At 70.2% G+C, this 16,981-nt stretch carries 15 protein-coding genes; 3 read left to right on the top strand and 12 right to left on the bottom strand.

Annotated elements, in window-relative coordinates; all coding sequences use genetic code 11:
• Positions 1–320: 320 nt before the first annotated feature.
• Entirely contained in the window at positions 321–674 is a 354-nt protein-coding gene (locus AW270_RS40855; RefSeq protein WP_061300426.1) for a hypothetical protein, read from the top strand.
• A 54-nt stretch (positions 675–728) separates the two neighbouring features.
• Here the strand turns inward: AW270_RS40855 and AW270_RS34980 are convergent, their stop codons facing one another.
• Entirely contained in the window at positions 729–1,610 is an 882-nt protein-coding gene (locus AW270_RS34980) for a lysophospholipid acyltransferase family protein (RefSeq protein WP_061300425.1), read from the bottom strand.
• Positions 1,607–2,338, bottom strand: coding sequence for a GNAT family N-acetyltransferase (locus tag AW270_RS34975; RefSeq protein WP_157523116.1), 732 nt, complete (start codon positions 2,336–2,338; stop codon positions 1,607–1,609). The genes AW270_RS34980 and AW270_RS34975 overlap by 4 nt, the downstream gene beginning before the upstream one ends.
• 145 nt (positions 2,339–2,483) lie before the next feature.
• Between AW270_RS34975 and serB the strand changes: the two genes are divergently transcribed.
• Positions 2,484–3,704: a phosphoserine phosphatase SerB gene (serB, locus tag AW270_RS34970; RefSeq protein WP_061300424.1), complete on the top strand. Its 1,221-nt coding sequence runs from the start codon at positions 2,484–2,486 to the stop codon at positions 3,702–3,704.
• On the opposite strand, the gene AW270_RS34965 is transcribed toward serB, so the two are convergent.
• The 5 genes from AW270_RS34965 to AW270_RS34945 form a co-directional block, all read right to left on the bottom strand.
• Positions 3,688–5,763, bottom strand: coding sequence for an FUSC family protein (locus AW270_RS34965; RefSeq protein WP_061300423.1), 2,076 nt, complete (start codon positions 5,761–5,763; stop codon positions 3,688–3,690). The genes serB and AW270_RS34965 overlap by 17 nt on opposite strands.
• Positions 5,747–6,205, bottom strand: a complete 459-nt coding sequence (locus AW270_RS34960) for a SixA phosphatase family protein (RefSeq protein WP_061300422.1) — start codon at positions 6,203–6,205, stop codon at positions 5,747–5,749. The genes AW270_RS34965 and AW270_RS34960 overlap by 17 nt, the downstream gene beginning before the upstream one ends.
• A 193-nt stretch (positions 6,206–6,398) precedes the next feature.
• Positions 6,399–8,699 (bottom strand): sodium-translocating pyrophosphatase, encoded by a 2,301-nt coding sequence (locus tag AW270_RS34955; protein ID WP_061300421.1) that lies wholly within the window; start codon positions 8,697–8,699, stop codon positions 6,399–6,401.
• A gap of 389 nt (positions 8,700–9,088) precedes the next feature.
• Positions 9,089–9,544: an ATP-binding protein gene (locus AW270_RS34950; protein WP_030456212.1), complete on the bottom strand. Its 456-nt coding sequence runs from the start codon at positions 9,542–9,544 to the stop codon at positions 9,089–9,091.
• 2 nt (positions 9,545–9,546) lie between these two features.
• Positions 9,547–9,897, bottom strand: a complete 351-nt coding sequence (locus AW270_RS34945) for an STAS domain-containing protein (RefSeq protein ID WP_030456213.1) — start codon at positions 9,895–9,897, stop codon at positions 9,547–9,549.
• A gap of 158 nt (positions 9,898–10,055) precedes the next feature.
• Between AW270_RS34945 and AW270_RS34940 the strand changes: the two genes are divergently transcribed.
• Complete coding sequence (locus AW270_RS34940) at positions 10,056–12,365, top strand: DEAD/DEAH box helicase (protein WP_439649103.1); 2,310 nt, start codon at positions 10,056–10,058, stop codon at positions 12,363–12,365.
• A gap of 1,423 nt (positions 12,366–13,788) precedes the next feature.
• On the opposite strand, the gene AW270_RS34935 is transcribed toward AW270_RS34940, so the two are convergent.
• From AW270_RS34935 to AW270_RS34915, 5 genes are all read right to left on the bottom strand, one after another.
• Positions 13,789–14,148, bottom strand: coding sequence for an Rv3654c family TadE-like protein (locus AW270_RS34935; protein WP_063819456.1), 360 nt, complete (start codon positions 14,146–14,148; stop codon positions 13,789–13,791).
• A 61-nt stretch (positions 14,149–14,209) separates the two neighbouring features.
• Positions 14,210–14,566, bottom strand: a complete 357-nt coding sequence (locus tag AW270_RS34930; protein WP_061300419.1) for a TadE family type IV pilus minor pilin — start codon at positions 14,564–14,566, stop codon at positions 14,210–14,212.
• Complete coding sequence (locus AW270_RS42245; RefSeq protein ID WP_061300418.1) at positions 14,563–14,895, bottom strand: DUF4244 domain-containing protein; 333 nt, start codon at positions 14,893–14,895, stop codon at positions 14,563–14,565. Before AW270_RS42245 ends, AW270_RS34930 begins: the two co-directional genes overlap by 4 nt.
• A gap of 366 nt (positions 14,896–15,261) precedes the next feature.
• The gene (locus AW270_RS34920; RefSeq protein WP_063819455.1) at positions 15,262–15,849 is read right to left on the bottom strand and encodes a type II secretion system F family protein; all 588 of its coding nucleotides are present in this window, start codon (positions 15,847–15,849) and stop codon (positions 15,262–15,264) included.
• A gap of 205 nt (positions 15,850–16,054) precedes the next feature.
• The gene (locus AW270_RS34915) at positions 16,055–16,771 is read right to left on the bottom strand and encodes a type II secretion system F family protein (RefSeq protein WP_063819454.1); all 717 of its coding nucleotides are present in this window, start codon (positions 16,769–16,771) and stop codon (positions 16,055–16,057) included.
• Between the last annotated feature and the right edge of the window lie 210 nt (positions 16,772–16,981).

The raw sequence follows: 16,981 nt of genomic DNA, 5'->3' as shown, positions 1-16,981 counted from the left end.
CGACGCCCGCTCAGGCGAGCGAGGTCCAGCCGGTGACGCCGCAGTACGTGGCCGAGGCTCAGACGTCCAGCTGCAACCACTGGAGCTGCGACCGCCACCACCACCACAAGCCCAAGCCGCCGTGCGTGATCTGCAAGGGCCGTCCCGGCCCGCCCGGACCGCCCGGACCGTCTGGACCGCCCGGACCGTCTGGACCGCCCGGAATGCAGGGCCCTCCCGGCCCGGCTGGAACGCAGGGCCCTCCCGGGCCGCCCGGAATGCAGGGCCCCCCCGGAGTTCAGGGCCCGCCCGGAATGCAGGGCCCTCCCGGGCCGCCCGGAATGCAGGGCCCTCCCGGCCCTCCCGGACGCTCGGGCAGCTCGATCGACAGCGCCTACCAGGGCAACAACAAGTTCATCGGGTACGCCCCGGGTGACGGCTCCACGCTGATCCGTGACCCGCGGCTCGCCGTGCCCCGCTGGCGCAGTCTCGTCACCGTGCCGAACTACCCGGGCAACGTGACCGGGGTGTCCCTCGCCGTCATGGGCAACGACCTGCACGTCACGGTCGTCAGCTCCACCGGCGTGATCCGGCAGACGTCGTGCACGGTCAACCCGACCCCGGGCACCGGCATGAACCCGGCGTGGCCCGGCAACTGTTCGCCGTTCGTCGACCACACGCCGCCGAACAACTGATCGTGAAGACGAGGACAGGCGATCAGGCCCCATGGCCCGGTCGCTTGTTCGTCTTCATGAGTGCGGGCCGATGAAGGACGTGCCGAGAGCGGTCCTGACCTGCGCCTCGGCCACCCCGGCGAGCGAGCGCCGCGTCTGACCGGCCCCGGCGACCAGCGGGAACATCGTCACCTCGACGATCATGTGCTTGGTGGAGGCGACCCGGGCGATCGAGCCGACCAGGGAGTCGCCGCCGACGTAGCTGGGCCGGGCGGAGGTGGCGTCGTCCTCCAGGTAGCGGATCGTCGCCGGACGGACGGCCGCGCCCGCGTCGATGGCGGCCTGGAACATGGCCGGGCGGAAGCCGCCCATGTCCTGCCCGCACCAGGTGGTGCCCTCGGGGAAGGCGACGACGGTGTCGCCCGCGCGCAGCGCCCCGGTGACCTCGCCGACCGTGCGGGGCAGCAGGCTGAGCCGTTCGCGGTCGATGAAGATGGCGCCCGAGCCCGCGACGAGCGTGCTGATGACGGGCCAGCGGGAGATCTCGCTCTTGGCGAGCAGGCGCGAGGGCAGCACCGCCGCCATCACGAGCGGGTCGAGCCACGAGATGTGGTTGGCCACCAGCAGGACGCCCGCCTCGTCGGAGACGGCCTTGGCCGCCACGGCCGCCCCGCCGACGAAGGCGAACCCCCGCGACACCGCGACCCTCACCCCGAGGGCCCGCAGCAGCAGCCGCGACCAGGCCATGGTCACCCTGGCCAGGACGCCGGGCCGCAGATACCGGACGACGAGGGCCAGCACCACCCCGGCCAGCAGCACCAGGACCGCACCGGTCAGCCGGGCCGCCAGCCGGACGATCCCGGCGGGCCGGTGGGCGGGCGCCACGCAGGTGATCGGCTCGCAGGGCGCCAGCGGCAACCAGGGCGTCAGCGCCCTGACCGGCGCCGTGATGGTCATGCCGCCTCTCCCAGGAAGTGCCGCAGGTAGCGGGCGTCGACGTTGGCCAGCGAGAGCAGCACGAAGAAGTCGGCCGTGCCGAAGTCGGTGTCGTGGGCGGGCGCGCCGCAGATCCAGGAGCCGAGCCGCAGGTAGCCGCGGAGCAGCGGAGGGATCACGAACCGCTCCGGCGGGGTGCCGCCCGACCACGGCCGGTGCGGGCGGACGCGGTGCTCCGCCGGCCCGAGGTCGATGTTGGCGACGACGCCGGCGGCGGTCGTGCCGTCGTCGTCGAGGGGGACCGAGCAGCACCCGGCGAGCCAGGTGTGGCCGCCGCCGACCATGTAGTGGGCGATGCCGGCCCACATCAGGCCCATGACCGCGCCGCTGCGGTGGTCGGCGCGCACGCAGGTGCGGCCCACCTCCACGAGACCGCTCCGGATCTCCGGCGACAGTCCGGCGAGGTCGAAGTAGCCCTCGGAGTAGAGGCGGTCGGTCCGTCCCGGAGGCAGCATCCGGTAGGTGCCGACGACCTCGGTGCCCGCGCGCACGATGAGGTGGTCGCAGTAGGCGTCGAACCGGTCGGCGTCGAGCCCGGAGACCGGGGAGTCGAGCCGCGCGCCCATCTCCCCGGCGAACACCTCGTAGCGCAGCCGCTGGGCCGCCTGCACGTCGGCCGCGCTGGTGGCGAGGCTGACGGAGTAACGCCCGCGGGCGTCTGTGAGGTGAAGTTCCCTTTCAGTCTTCATGCCTGAAATGACGACATGGGGAAGTGACGAAGATCTCTCACTTTTCGGGCGTGTCGGCGTCCGCATGGTGAACCTGGTGTACGCCCTGTGTAGCAGGCCCAGTAGCGTTGAGACGACGGAACCGTCCTACGCCCAGAGATCCGGGATGAAACAGCGCACTCTTCTGATCACGCTCACCGGTCCTGACCGCCCTGGGGTCACCTCCCGACTGTTCTCCGTACTCTCCGGTTTCCCCGTGACCGTCGCCGACGTCGAGCAGGTGGTCATCCGTGGCCGCCTGACGCTCGGCGTCCTGGTGGCCTACGCGGGGGGCAAACCGAAGGGCACCGGTGAGACCATCGGCGGCCTGTGGACCGCCATCGAGCAGGTCGCCGCCGACCTGGACATGGACCTCGAACTGACCACCGGAACGGCCTCCAAGGAGGCCCGCAGGCGAGGACGCCTGCACATCTCGGTGCTCGGCAACCCGCTCACCCCCGCCGCGATGGCCGGCATCACCGGCCGCATCGCCGCGAGCGGGGCCAACATCGACCGCATCGAACGCCTGTCGTCCTATCCGGTGACGTGCATCGAGATGGCCGTCTCCGGCGCCGACTCCAGGATGCTGCGGGCCGAGCTCGCCGTCGAGGCCAGCCACCAGCAGGTCGACGTGGCCGTCCAGCGCACCGGCATCCTGCGCCGGGCCAAGCGCATGGTGGTCATGGACGTCGACTCGACCCTCATCCAGGGCGAGGTCATCGAACTGCTGGCCCGCCACGCGGGCAACCTCGACGAGGTCGCCCGGGTGACCGAGGAGGCGATGCGCGGCGAGCTCGACTTCGCCGAGTCCCTCGTCCGCCGGGTGGCCCTGCTCGAAGGGCTGCCGGAGGAGGTCTTCGAGAAGGTCGCCAAAGAGGTCGTGCTCACTCCCGGCGCCCGGACCCTGGTCCGCACGCTGAAGCGGCTCGACTACAAGTTCGCCATCGTCAGCGGCGGGTTCACCCAGATCACCGACACCCTCGTGGCCGACCTGGGCATCGACTACTCGGCCGCCAACACCCTCGAAGTCGTCGACGGGCGGCTGACCGGCCGCGTCGTCGGCGAGATCGTCGACCGGCCCGGCAAGGCGCGCGCCCTGGAGCGTTTCGCCGAGCAGGCCGGGATCGCGGTCAGCCAGACGGTCGCGGTCGGCGACGGCGCCAACGACCTCGACATGCTGGAGGTCGCCGGGCTCGGCATCGCCTTCAACGCCAAGCCGGTGGTCCGGGCCAAGGCCGACACCGCGCTGAACGTGCCCTATCTCGACTCGATCCTCTACCTGCTCGGCATCTCCCGCGAGGAAGTCGAGGCGGCCGACGCCGAAGACGGCCTCACCGGTCCCCGGTAGCCAGGATCACCACCCGCGCCGAGTCGTCGGCGAGGGCCTTGAGCGCGTGGTCGGCGGCGGCCGCGTGGAGCAGGGCCCTCCTGACCTCGGTGCGGGAGTCGACCGGGTCGCCGTCGAGCTCGTCCAGTCTTTTGAGAGCCAGCTTCCCGAGCCACATCCGCAGGTCGGAAAGCTTCTGGTCCACTTCGCCCCCAGGTTCGTAAGAGCCGTTCTCTTTTACGGCTTCCGCCCCCCGCTCCAGCCGATCCGCCACCGCGTGCAGCACAGCCGGAGCTGGTCCGACATCGTTGCCCGGATCCTCGCGCAGCACCGAGGTCAGCGTGATGAGCCCGTCTCGGACCCGGGTGACCTCCTCCAGCAGCTCCGCGATGTGCCCGGTCTCGCCCACGCCGGGTTCGTGGACCATCGCCGCTATGGCCGACTCGACCCTCTCCGCCTCGTCGGCGGCCTTCCTGATGGCCAGCTCGGCGGCGCCCTCCGGCCGCCGTCCCCGGGTCGTCTCGGCCAGTGTCCGGGCCGCTGTCGCATGGGCCTTCAGCAGCCCGGCCAGCCGCGTCCTGAGCCGGACCGCCTCCCCGCGCGGCCACATCAGCCGCACGCAGGCCAGCGCGATCGCCCCGCCGAGCACGTTCAGCCCGATCCGGAACCCGGCGATCTCCCAGCTCTGCATGGCCTGGATGTCGATCAGCAGCAGCACGCACATGGTCATGAACGTGGCCCAGTAGGCGTAGTGGACGGCGTACAGCCCGTACCCCAGGCCGGCGCTGATGACGATGAGGGCGGCGAGCCAGCCGTACCCGGGAGCGATCAGCAGCACCACGGCGGCGACCAGCGCCCCGGCGATGCTGCCGCCGACGCGGGCGCCCGCCTTGTCGAGCGTCTCGCCGTAGGTCGGCTGGATGGTCAGCAGGACGCCCAGCGCGAGCCACTGCGCGTGCTCCGGCGTGAAGATCGCGATGATCACACACGCCATGGCGGTACCGAGCGTCGCCCGCAGCAGATGACGGAACTGTGGATCGTCCCTGGTCATCCGCATCGCCGGGGATCTCGGAACGATCATGATGGCGTCGGTGACCGGGCTCTCCGCAGGCAGCCGCGGGATCGGGATCAGCACCGACTTCAGTTTCATCGCCGGGACCCTGACGTGGTCGAGGGTGGCTCTGATCCGGGTGGCGGCATGGTCGATCTGCCGCAGCAGCACCAGCCGCAGCAGTTCCCGCTCGTCGTCGGGCCGGTCGCCGCGCAGGTCGTCGATCCGGGCGGCGAAGTCGACCTCGGCGACCTCGACGTCGTCACGGAAAAGGGCCCGGATGCGCGCCGCCAGCTCGGCGGTCAGCGGTTCGATCTCCTCGCGTGTCCCGGCCGCCTCGGCGAGCTCGCGCAGCGTGATCGCCTCGTAGAAGACCCGCCGCAGGGCCGTGGTGATCCTCTCGGCGTCGCGGGAGCGGCGCTCCCACCGGTGGCGGGCGCAGGCGGTCCGGGCCTTCTGGAGCGCGTCGGCGACCTCGCCCCGCAGCTCCTCCCACCGCTCCTCGTCGAACGTCGCCTCGACCAGGTCGGCCAGGATCCCGGCGGCCTCCGACAGGGTTGCCGCGAGCGGACGGGTCCGCCGCCACGCCCACGGCAGCGTCAGCAGGAAGGCGGCCAGGAGCCCGCCGGCCATCTGGAGAAGCAGGTGGGGCACCGGATCGACCGGCAGCGGGTTGGCCGCCGTCAGCAGCAGCGCCAGCGGCGCGGTGAAGCCGACCACCGGGAACCGGATGGCGAGCGCCGCCGCCACCGTCGCCACCGGGATCAGCAGCAGGTCGTGGCCGACGAGTAAGACGCCCGCGATCGAGCCCAGGGCCAGCACCAGGACGCCGGCGAGCATGAAGCCGAGCGTCACGCCCGGCGGATCGGGGTTGGCCCTGATGGTCACCAGGAACGCGCCGAGCGCCACCACGCCGCCCTGGGCGGGCTGCCCGGCGGCCAGGCCGACGAGCAGCGGGATGAGCAGGCAGGCCGCGCCGACGAGGCCGTAGCCGACGGCGAGGCCGCGGTCTCTAAGGCTGGTGGCCATCGAGGAGGGTGCCGGTGCCCGGGTCGAGCTCCTCCCACGGCCCCGGCAACTCGATCACCGCGAACGCCCCCGGCTTGAACGTGTCGGTCTCGGGCCCCGCGAGCTGGACGACCAGGTCGTGGACCGACGGGTTGTGGCCGACCAGCACCAGCGTGCCGACCTCGGGGTCGGTCCGCCGGACGATCTCGACCAGGTCTTCGGTGTAGGCCTCGTAGATGTCCCGCTCGAACTCGATCGGCACACCGTCGAGGCCGAGCAGCTCGGCCGTCAGCCGGGTCCGGGCCGAGGGCGACGACACGATCAGGTCGGGCGCCAGCTTCCCGATCAGCTCACCGGCCTCACGGGCGTTGCGCTCGCCCCGCGCCGTCAGCACCCGGTCGAAGTCGAGGACCCCGGGAGTGTGCTCGGCCTTGGCGTGGCGCAGCACGATCAGCTTCTTCATCCGGTCTGCTCCGTATCAGGGCATCGCCCACACGGCGAGGGACACGATCACGGCGAACATCAGGGCCATGCCCAGCAGGATGCCCACCAGCGCACGGCCGCTCGACGTCGGCTTCTCTTCCATGGTTCACGAGTCTATGAACGTGCGGCGGCCCCCCGGCACACGGGTGCCGGGGGGCCGCCGGACCGGTGGACTAGTTGACCACCGGCTCCAGCTTCTTCTCGTTGTCGGTGTTCGGGTTGTCGATCGTCACCCGGCGGCGCTTCGACACGATGATCGCCCCGACGACGATGACCACGGCCACGACGGTGACGCCGATCCGCAGCGCGGCGTTGTCGAAGTAGGTCACCACGGCCGGCGCGATCAGCAGCGCGACCAGGTTCATCACCTTGATCAGCGGGTTGATGGCCGGACCGGCGGTGTCCTTGAACGGGTCGCCGACGGTGTCGCCGATGACGGTCGCGGAGTGGGCCTCGGAGCCCTTGCCTCCGTGGTGGCCGTCTTCGACGAGCTTCTTGGCGTTGTCCCAGGCGCCGCCCGAGTTCGACAGGAAGACCGCCATCAGCGTGCCGGCCGCGATCGCACCGGCCAGGAAGGCGCCCAGCGGCGCGTAACCCAGCGCGAAACCGACCGCGATCGGCGTCATGACGGCCAGCAGACCCGGCGTCGCCAGCTCACGCAGCGAGTCCTTGGTGCAGATGTCGACCACGCGGGAGTAGTCGGGCAGTTCGGTGCCCGCCATGATCCCGGGCTTGCTGCGGAACTGGTCGCGGACCTCGAAGACCACCCGCATCGCGGCGCGCCCGACCGCCATGATCGCCAGACCGGAGAACAGGAACACCACGGCCGCGCCGATGATCAGACCGACCAGCACGTTGGGCGCGTCGACGCTCAGCGAGAAGGTCGAGAAGCCGCCCAGCATGTCCTTGACCGCCGGTGAGGCGTCGGCCAGCGCTCCCTCGACGGCGGTCCGGAACGATCCGAACAGCGCCGTCGCGGCGAGCACGGCCGTCGCGATCGCGATGCCCTTGGTGATCGCCTTGGTCGTGTTGCCCACGGCGTCGAGCGAGGTGAGCACCGCGGCGCCCTCGCCCTCGACGTCGCCGGACATCTCGGCGATGCCCTGCGCGTTGTCGGAGACCGGGCCGAAGGTGTCCATCGACACGATCACGCCGACTGTGGTCAGCAGGCCGGTGCCCGCCAGCGCGACCGCGAACAGCGCCACGGTGACGTTGCCGAAGCCGAGCAGGAAGGCGCCGTACACCGCGCCGCCGATGAGCAGCGCCGAGTAGACCGCCGACTCCAGGCCGACCGAGATGCCGGCCAGGATCACGGTCGCCGGGCCGGTCAGCGAGCTCTCGCCGATCTCCCTCACCGGACGGCGGTTCGTCTCGGTGAAGTAGCCGGTGAGGATCTGGATCGCGCTGGCCAGCACCAGGCCGATCAGGACCGCGCCGATGGCGATCCAGCGCGGGTCGGCGTCGAGCGTCTGCACGCCGCCGTTCAGCTCGGAGAAGCTGCCCGGCAGGTAGAGGAACGCGGCGACGGCCACGAGGATCGCGGAGATGACCGCGCTGATGAAGAAGCCGCGGTTGATCGCCGCCATCGCGTTGCGGTCACCCGCCCGGGGGGCGGTGATGAAGATGCCGATGATCGCGGTGAGAACACCGATCATCGGGACGATCAGCGGGAACACCAGACCCTCGGTGCCGAAGGCCACCTTGCCCAGGATCAGCGAGGCGACCAGCATGACCGCGTAGGACTCGAACAGGTCGGCCGCCATGCCGGCGCAGTCGCCCACGTTGTCGCCCACGTTGTCGGCGATGGTCGCCGGGTTGCGCGGGTCGTCCTCGGGGATGCCCTGCTCGACCTTGCCGACCAGGTCGGCGCCGACGTCGGCGGCCTTGGTGAAGATGCCGCCGCCCACCCGCATGAACATCGCGAGCAGCGCGGCGCCGAAACCGAAGCCCTCAAGGACGCTGGGGGCGTCCCCCTTGTAGAAGAACACCACGATCGCCGCGCCCAGCAGGCCCAGGCCGACCGTGAACATGCCCGCCACACCACCGGTGCGGAAGGCGATGCGCATCGCCACCTTCTCACCGGACTCGCGGGCCGCCGCGGCGACGCGGACGTTGCCGCGCACCGCCAGCCACATGCCGATGAATCCGGTCAGCGCGGAGAAGACCGCGCCGACCACGAAGAAGACGCTGCGGCCGATACGTACCTCCGTCGTCGCCGCCGGCAGCAAAAGGAGCACCAGAGGGATCAGGACGACAAAGATGGCAAGCGTCTTGAACTGCCGGGTCAGATAGGCGGACGCGCCTTGCTGCACCGCTTTCGCGATGTTCTGCATGCGCTCGGTGCCCTGGCCTGCCGCGAGAACCTCGCGTACGAGCCCGCCCGCGACAGCGAGGGCGAGCAGGGCCACGGCCGCCACCACGACAACGAGAGTGAGGTGACCACCGCTCAGGGAAACCGCCGTGCCATCATCCACGGCTAGAAAATGTGCAGGAGCAGACAATCCGTCCTCCTCGGCCAGACGGGTAGGTCCTGCCCGGGAGTGGCTGCCCCAAAATGTTACGGCTGCCCCGTTGGAGGAGAGCTCCGGCGGCGCACTTCCGGGTCATTGGCAGTGCCGCTTCCGGTTGCGTTCCGCAATACCTTGGCCGGTGCCGGGTACTCTACGCAGCGCTTCGCCATATATGAACCCCCTGCGCCCCGCAAATTGGTGAACAGATCGGCTGCGGAATGGGCATCGCCGTATGTCGTGGGGATTGCGCTCAGGTAAAAAAGGGCTCCCACCTGACCGGGAACCTGACTCGGAGGCAGATCAGAGGTGGGAGGCACGACCGGCCGTCGGCCGATCGTGTCTCACTTCAGACCTCAGACCGCGGCCAGCCCGTTGGGAGTCGGGGCGGCCGGCCAGCTCATTCGGATCTTCACACCGGTCGGACCGGGTGAGACCTCGACGTCATCGGCCAGGCCCGCGATCACCGCGATCCCGAGGCCGGGCATCTCAGGCACTATCCCGAGCATCGCGTCGACGAGCCGATAGCCGTCGGATGAGTCGACGGCTTTCAGATCGTCACTGGGGGCGGCGTCGGTCACCGTGACCTCGAACCGCCCCGAGTCGTCTTTGAGCTCGATCCGGATCGGCTCCCCCGGGCAGTGGAGACGGTGTGCCTCCACGGCCCGGGAGCACGCCTCTCCGACGGCGAGCCGCACCTCGTCCAGCAGCGCCTCGGCGACGCCCGTGCGGCGGGCGATGGCCGTCGCGACCAACCGAGCGGTCCGCACGTGGGCCGGGAGCGCGCTGAATGTCAGCTCGACGGTGGCCATGACTACTTGTCTCGGCCGTGGGCTTCCTTGGCCTCCTCCACCGAGGCGTAGATCCCGAAGACCTTGGTCAGTCCGGTGATCCGGAAGATCTTCAGAATCCGCTCCTGAGTGCAGACGAGTTCCAGGGAGCCATCGTGCGCCCGCACCCGCTTGAGCCCGCCGACCAGCACACCAAGGCCGGTCGAGTCGAGGAAGTCGACCTTCTCCATGTTGACGAGAAGGTGGAAGTTCCCCTTGTTCACCAAATCGATGAGCAGCTCACGCAATCTGGGCGCGGTGTAGACGTCGATCTCACCCTCAACCTCGACGATGGTGAGTCGGTCCTCGGTACGGTGGTCCAACTTCAGATCCACAGATCCTCCAGCGCCTTGCCTGCGTAGGTTCCGATGCGGATCGTGCATCCTGAAGAAGCACGACCCCGACGCGCGGCATTCAACCACGCCACGCCCCTGTGTCTATACGAAATCACGACTCCGGGCGACTCTCCCCCGAGATGCCAGGATGGAAACCCATGACTTCGCCGACATCCCCAGCTCTTCCCCGAGAGCGTACGCCAAACCGAGGCGGCCCTCTTCTCGACCGTCTCGTCACGGTCCCGGGCCGCCACGGGCGGGTCACCCATGTGGAGCATGTTCCGGCACGTCAGGCAGGTCAAGCCCACTGGCCTTCCTGGGTTCCCGACCTGGTGAGGGAGGGTTTGGAGGGACACGGGATACAGGGGTTGTGGAGTCACCAGTCAGAGGCGGCCGACCTGGTCAGGCGTGGCCAAAACGTGATCATCGCCACAGGCACCGCGTCGGGGAAATCGCTGGCCTATCTGGTGCCGGCCCTCACGGAGGTCCTCTCCGGCGGCACGGTGCTCTACCTCACGCCGACCAAGGCGCTGGCCGCCGACCAGCTCCGCTCGGTGGCGAATCTGGGCCTCGACGGCGTCCGGGCGGCCACCTTCGACGGCGACACGCCCCACGAGGAACGGGCCTGGATCCGGCGCAACGCCAACTACGTGCTCACCAACCCCGACATGCTGCACCGCTCGATGCTGCCCAGACACTCGGCCTGGACGTCGTTCTGGCGCCGCCTGCGCCTGGTGGTCGTCGACGAGTGCCACGGCTACCGGGGCGTCTTCGGCTCCCATGTGGCCCAGATCCTGCGCCGGCTCCGCCGGGTGTCCGCCAAATACGGCTCCTCGCCGGTGTTCTTCCTGGCCTCGGCCACGGCGAGCGACCCGGCGACGACGGGCATGCGCCTGACGGGCCTCCAGATGGCCGAGGTGACGCGGGACGCCTCCCCGAGAGGCCGGACGACGATCGCCCTGTGGGAGCCGCCCCTGACCGATCTGCGCGGTGAAGGTGGAGCTCCAATTCGCCGCGCCGCCACGGCCGAGGTCGCCGACCTGCTGGCCGACCTCGTGATCGACGAGGTGCGGACCCTGGCGTTCGTCCGGTCACGCCGGGCGGCCGAGAGCGTGGCCCTGACCGCGCGGGGCCACCTCGACGACGCCGGCGTGCCCCACGGCGACAAGATCGCGGCCTACCGGGCGGGCTACCTGGCCGAAGACCGCCGCCTGCTGGAGAAGGCCCTGAGGTCGGGCGACCTGCTCGGCGTCGCCACGACCAACGCCCTGGAACTCGGCGTCGACGTGTCCGGCCTCGACGCGGTCCTGATCGCCGGCTGGCCCGGCACCCGGGCGTCCCTCTGGCAGCAGGCCGGCCGCGCGGGCCGCGACGGCCAGGACGCCCTGGCCGTGCTGATCGCCCGCGACGACCCCCTCGACACCTACGTCGTCCACCACCCCGAGGCCCTCTTCGGCCGCCCCGTCGAGGCGACCGTCCTCGATCCCGACAACCCCTACGTGCTCGCCCCCCACCTGTGCGCCGCCGCCTCCGAGGTCCCCCTGACAGAGGCCGACCTGGAGATCTTCGGCCCGGCGGCCCTGTCGGTCCTGGACGAACTGGTGGCCGACGGCCTCCTGCGACGCCGCCCGACCGGCTGGTTCTGGACCAGCCGCGACCGGGCAGCCGACCTGGCCGACATCCGCGGCTCCGGCGGCTCCCCGGTCCAGATCGTCGAGAACGAGACCGGCCGCCTGCTCGGCACCTGCGACGAGGCCTCCTCCCACACGTCGGTGCACACCGGCGCCGTCCACCTCCACCAGGGCCAGACGTTCGTCGTCGACGAACTCGACCTGGAGATGGGCGTGGCCCTCGTCACCGCCGGAACCCCCGACTACTCGACCTTCGCCCGCGACGTCACCGACATCGCCGTCATCGAGTCGCTCCGCTCTCATGCGCTCGGCCCCGGAGAACTCCACTTCGGTTCGGTCGAGGTGACCCGCCAGGTGGTCTCCTACCTGAAACGGCGGATGTCGACCGGCGAGATGCTCGGCGACGAACCCCTCGACCTGCCGCCGCGCAGCCTCCGCACCAAAGCCGTGTGGTGGACGCTGCCTCCGGAGTCCCTGCCCGCCGGCATCGGCGACCTGGGCGGGGCCGCCCACGCGGCCGAGCACGCGTCCATCGGCCTGCTGCCGCTGTTCGCGACCTGCGACCGCTGGGACATCGGCGGGGTGTCGACGGAACTGCATCCCGACACGGGGCGACTGACGGTCTTCGTGTACGACGGGCACGCGGGCGGGGCGGGGTTCGCCGAGCGTGGCTTCGGAAACGCGGTGGCATGGCTGACGGCGACGCGGGACGCGATCGCGTCGTGCGAGTGCGGGCACGGGTGCCCGAGCTGCATCCAGTCCCCGAAGTGCGGCAACGGCAACGAACCCTTGAGCAAGCGGGGGGCGCTGGAGCTTCTTGACGTCCTGCTGAACTAGTGACCTGAAGCGCTGGGCGAGGCGTCTACCGGCCCTTCGGACAGGGGACGAGGCCCAGCCTCAAGGCAGACCGAGCTGGACGAGCTCCGATCGGCCGAGTCTTCTAGCCCGACCCCGGGGTCGCCGGGCACGCCTGGCCAAGGCGATCTCGTGGAGGTCGACCTCGAAACGGGGGCGGCGCGATTCCGGCCACGGAACAAGGACTCCTGTCTGGCTGATTCCGGTGGTTGGGATGTCATGGCTGCTCGCCACTGATGCCATCCGGATGTCATGTACAAGGCTCAGCGGTGTCGCACGATGCCGATCTCAAATGGGGCAGTTGGGCTGCACTCCTTGACCATTTCGGCCAGCCAAAAAACGAAGGGGCTTGGCGCTCGTAGGTATGACGCCAGCTCAGGCGTTGGAGAACGGCTTGCCACTGGGCGGTTCTACGGGCGGTTCTATGGGTGCGGTCGTGCTGTTCGAGGTGGCGGCGTCGAGGGCCCAAGCGGCGACGAAGGGAAGGCCTCGGCGGTGGCTCTTGGTGACCTTCTTCGCCCGACTCCCTTCAACGGATGGCGCATGTGCACCCAGGTCAGCGAGACGATCTCTCCCCCTCCACCAGATTCGGATTGGCGTCTGGAAGCTCATGGAGTGGGTGCAAAACACGAGCTGGCGAAGCGCCCGATGACCCTGTCTGTCCCATGGCGCTCCTCTTCGAGCCGGTCCAGGACGCCGACCACCTGTGACGCCTTCCTTCCCAGCTAGGGCTGGATGTTGGCGTCCTCGGCGAAGTGAAAGCGGTGCAGGGCATAGAGCTGGGCGCGATGCGGTCGTTGATGAGAGCCCGATGAGCGATGTCCCCGGACGGGATGAGGTCGACAGTGTCGGCCGAACTGCCTGAGTCGCGACGCAGGCAGCCTTGAAGGCGGGAAAGGCATCCGCAGCGTCGATCATCCCGGCCGGATGATCCGGCCCAGAGCGACGAGGCCAAAAGTAGGTCACCCGGCCCCACGGGATGGTGCCCGCACTTATGGAGAGGCGGTCGCCGTTCCGGCCGAGGGTTTGGTGGAGCTCAGGCGGTTCGACGAAGTCGCTGGGTCTTGCGCTTGCAGGAAGCCGGTTTCCGGACGTCCGGAATAGCGGCCGGACAGCACCACGACGCCCTGCCATGCTGCGCGCCATCCGCCACCTGGACCAGGCGAACCCGGTCAGATAGCACTACGACTGCCCTGCCATGCTGCGCGGCATCCGCCACCTGGTCCAGGCCGAACCCGGCCGGACAGCACTACGACTGCCCTGCCATGCTGCGCGGCATCCGCCACCTGGACCAGGCGAACCCGGCCGGAAGCGTTGAGAGGCACCTGGGTGGAAGTTCTGGAGACCCATGGCAGGGCGTCGTAGTGCTGTCGCATCCACACGCCCTGGCCCGCAGCCGGTGGCCTCAGCGCTCGGCGTTCAGATACACCGGCCCCGCCCGGGCCTGCGCTGAGGCCTCGCGTTGCCTCAGCCCCGGAAACCGCAACTCCACCGAAGCGGTCACCTCGGACACCCCGTCCTTGATCTCGCACGACGTGAGCCGCGCGTCGTTGGCGGCGACCACTTCCGCCGCCTGTTCACAAGCCTCGCCCGGAGCCGCGACGGCCAGCTCGGCCGCGGCCAGGGCGCCCAGGTCGGCGGCGGTACGGGCCGCGTGGACGGCCACTCTCGCCATTCCGACCTGGACGAACACATAAGCCAGCCCCCACACCAAGGCCATGGCCGCGACGACCCACACGGTCGCCGACCCCCGATCACGTCTCACCCGGACACTTCGACCCTCACACGCATCCACTGCCTGACTCCCGCTCTCACCACGATCAATGTCAGGGCAGAACGCCCTTCTCCGTCGCCGAGGTCGCCGACGCGGACACCGTCACGCCGGGAAGCATCACCGCCCACGACGGACGAACATGCGCCCGCACCGTCACCTCCGTGAGCGACGCACCCACCGTCACGTCGACCGAAGCGCCGGCCGGCGCCACCGCCAGAGCCCCTTCCCGTACGGCCGGAACCGCGTCTCCCCGCGCCGCCGCACGCGCACCGGCCCGAGCGGCGTCGACGCACTCCAGCCGCGCTCCCACCACGGCCACCGCCCACAGGGCCGCCCCGAGAACGACCACCAGCGCGGGCAGCGCCGCGGCCGTCTCGGCCGTGACCGATCCACGGTCACGCCGGATCATCCGGCCAGCGCCAGCGCCTTCTGCACGAGCGAGACGAGCATCTGCTGAACATCGGGCGACGTCACCACCTTGAACAGCAGCCCGGCGAAGCCACAGGCGGCGATCGTGCCGACGGCGTATTCGGCGGTCGACATCCCGGCGTCCGGCCGCAGGGCGCCGTTCCGCTCGCCCAGCACCCGAGCCGCCCGGGCGGCCGCCTCCCGCAACCGGGCGGAGGCCCGAGCCCGCTTGGCGTCGGCGGTGGCATCGTCCGGGACTGCCATGGTGTCGGGGGCGGTCAGGGAGGCGGCGGCCCTGGTCCACGAGATGCCTTTGGTCTTGACGTTCACGCGTCCTCCTGTCACCGGACCGGACCCTCCGCCCCGGCACAGCCACCCTGCCGACCCGGACGACCTTTCCACCGCCCCCGAGCCCTAGCTGTGGATAACCGATGGCCTGTGGATAACCCAAAAGCCCATGCTGTACGGGGGTTTCAAAGCGACAGCCCGCATAGAGGCATCGCGTTATCCACACCTGTGGACAACTTCTGTCCACAGGCTGTGCAGAACTGGGGAACATGCCGACGCGAGCACGAACACGCCTCCGACATCTCGCGCGGAGATCATGGCAGGCCCGATCCGCGCCACGCCATCCGAGAGCCAGAGTCGGCTCTGGTGTTGCCGGTGCGTGACTAGAACACGTGCTGCCATGCCATGTCAGGGCGCAAGAACCTGGGCGGCCAGACCCGCGACCACCGGGATGATCCCGAGGAAGCAGAACGCCGGCAGGAAACACAGCCCAAGCGGCGCCACCGCCTGCACCCCGACCCGCCGCGCAGCCGCCGAAGAAGCGGCTCGGCCGGCCTGGCGGGCGTCCTCGGCGACCCGAGTCAGCACATCGGCGACAGGCGCCCCCGACTCGACCGCCCGCGCGATCGCCCGGGCCAGCAAGGCCAAGGACTCCTCGGCGGCGAGCCCACGCCACACCTCGACAGGATCGGCGCCCAGCCGCATCTGCCCACCCGCCCACCGCAACCGCTCCCCCAACGGGCCGTCCACCACCCGCGCGACGATCTCGACAGCCCCCACGAGCGGCTGACCAGCCCGCAGACACTCGGCGACGAGATCCGCGGCGAACGGCAGATCAGCCCGGACGAGTTCCTTGCGGCGCCGATCCTCCGGAGGCTCCTTCCGCCTGAAGTAGGCGACGACAAGCCCAGCCAGCACCACGCCCATCACGACGCCGGCCACCCCACCGACCACGAGAACCACCAGCACAAGCACCGGCCCCGCGACCATGGCCATCCGCCCGACCGGATTCTCCGTCACGGCGACCCGAGGCGCAGGAGGCGCGACAACCGCCCGCAGCCGATCGGCCGCACTACGCCGAACCGGCCAGCACACAACGGCAAGCGTCACGCACAGCCCGGAAAGAACCCCAACCACCACGCTCTCCCTCAGAAGCCGACTCCGTACGCGGGTCGCCGCAAGCAAGGCGGCCTCCCGGCGGTCACCGCACGCTGTCCTCCGCTTTCCGCACCATCCGGTCCGTCCACCGCAGCCCCGTCACATTGAGCAGCAACCCCACGACCAGGCACCCGATCCCGGGCAGCGTCGTGAAGAGGAACGGCAGTGGCTGCATCCCCAGCCCGGCCGCCATCAGCAGCCCCAGCACCGGCAGCCCCGCCAGCATCCGGGCAGTGGCCCGGGGCCCGGCAAGCTGCGCCGAGATCTCCTGCCGATGGTTCTCCATGTCCCGCAGAGCCCCACCCACCCGTTCCACAAGCGGCGCGAGCCCGCCCCCCACACTCACCCCGACCTCCCAGCAGGAAGCCAGCCGCCGCAACCCCTCACCGCCGGATGCGGGCGCCGCATCCACCAGCGCCGCCGCGACATCCCCTCCATCGCGGGCAACCCGGGCAACCGGCCGGAGCGCCTCCACCAACTCCGGCGGCCCCTCAACGGACTTGATCGCCCGAGACAGCGCCTCACCGGACGTACGCCCAGCCGCCAACTCCGCCACGACCGCCTGACACAACTCGACCGTTCCACCCCGCCAGGCCCGAACCAGCCCCGCACGCGACCGCCGAGCCTTCACCAATTCGGGCAGCGAGAACCCCGGGCCAACAGTCCGCGTCAGCTGCGCCAACCGCACAACCGGAACCGAGGGCCCCCACGCCACCCACACGGCCAGCCCGACACACAGCCCCACCAGCCCAGTGATCATTTGAGCCCCTCATCAACCCGGATGCCCACAACACCGGGACATCGCTCTCACATCACGTCAGACCACGCACGCCCGCCCAACAAGGCACAGCCAAGCCCCAAGCCCGTGCCGTCACGTCCCAAGGCACCGCTCTCGCAGCGCCCCGAAAGCCGCCCCTTCCCGCACACCACCCCGCCCATCGAAAGACACCGCAGGTACCGCCTCCACGAA

The organism is Herbidospora cretacea, assembly GCF_001570605.1.
Lineage (GTDB): Bacteria > Actinomycetota > Actinomycetes > Streptosporangiales > Streptosporangiaceae > Herbidospora > Herbidospora cretacea.
This window is presented reverse-complemented; position numbering and strand designations above follow the sequence as displayed.

Excerpts from the sequence above, each read along its gene's own strand:
- AW270_RS40855 (WP_061300426.1), top strand. The coding sequence starts at position 321 with ATGCAGGGCCCTCCCGGCCCTCCCGGACGCTCGGGCAGCTCGATCGAC.
- AW270_RS34980 (WP_061300425.1), bottom strand. The coding sequence starts at position 1,610 with ATGACCATCACGGCGCCGGTCAGGGCGCTGACGCCCTGGTTGCCGCTG.
- AW270_RS34975 (WP_157523116.1), bottom strand. The coding sequence starts at position 2,338 with ATGAAGACTGAAAGGGAACTTCACCTCACAGACGCCCGCGGGCGTTAC.
- serB (WP_061300424.1), top strand. The coding sequence starts at position 2,484 with ATGAAACAGCGCACTCTTCTGATCACGCTCACCGGTCCTGACCGCCCT.
- AW270_RS34965 (WP_061300423.1), bottom strand. The coding sequence starts at position 5,763 with ATGGCCACCAGCCTTAGAGACCGCGGCCTCGCCGTCGGCTACGGCCTC.
- AW270_RS34960 (WP_061300422.1), bottom strand. The coding sequence starts at position 6,205 with ATGAAGAAGCTGATCGTGCTGCGCCACGCCAAGGCCGAGCACACTCCC.
- AW270_RS34950 (WP_030456212.1), bottom strand. The coding sequence starts at position 9,544 with ATGGCCACCGTCGAGCTGACATTCAGCGCGCTCCCGGCCCACGTGCGG.
- AW270_RS34940 (WP_439649103.1), top strand. The coding sequence starts at position 10,056 with ATGACTTCGCCGACATCCCCAGCTCTTCCCCGAGAGCGTACGCCAAAC.
- AW270_RS34930 (WP_061300419.1), bottom strand. The coding sequence starts at position 14,566 with ATGATCCGGCGTGACCGTGGATCGGTCACGGCCGAGACGGCCGCGGCG.
- AW270_RS34920 (WP_063819455.1), bottom strand. The coding sequence starts at position 15,849 with ATGGCCATGGTCGCGGGGCCGGTGCTTGTGCTGGTGGTTCTCGTGGTC.
- AW270_RS34915 (WP_063819454.1), bottom strand. The coding sequence starts at position 16,771 with ATGATCACTGGGCTGGTGGGGCTGTGTGTCGGGCTGGCCGTGTGGGTG.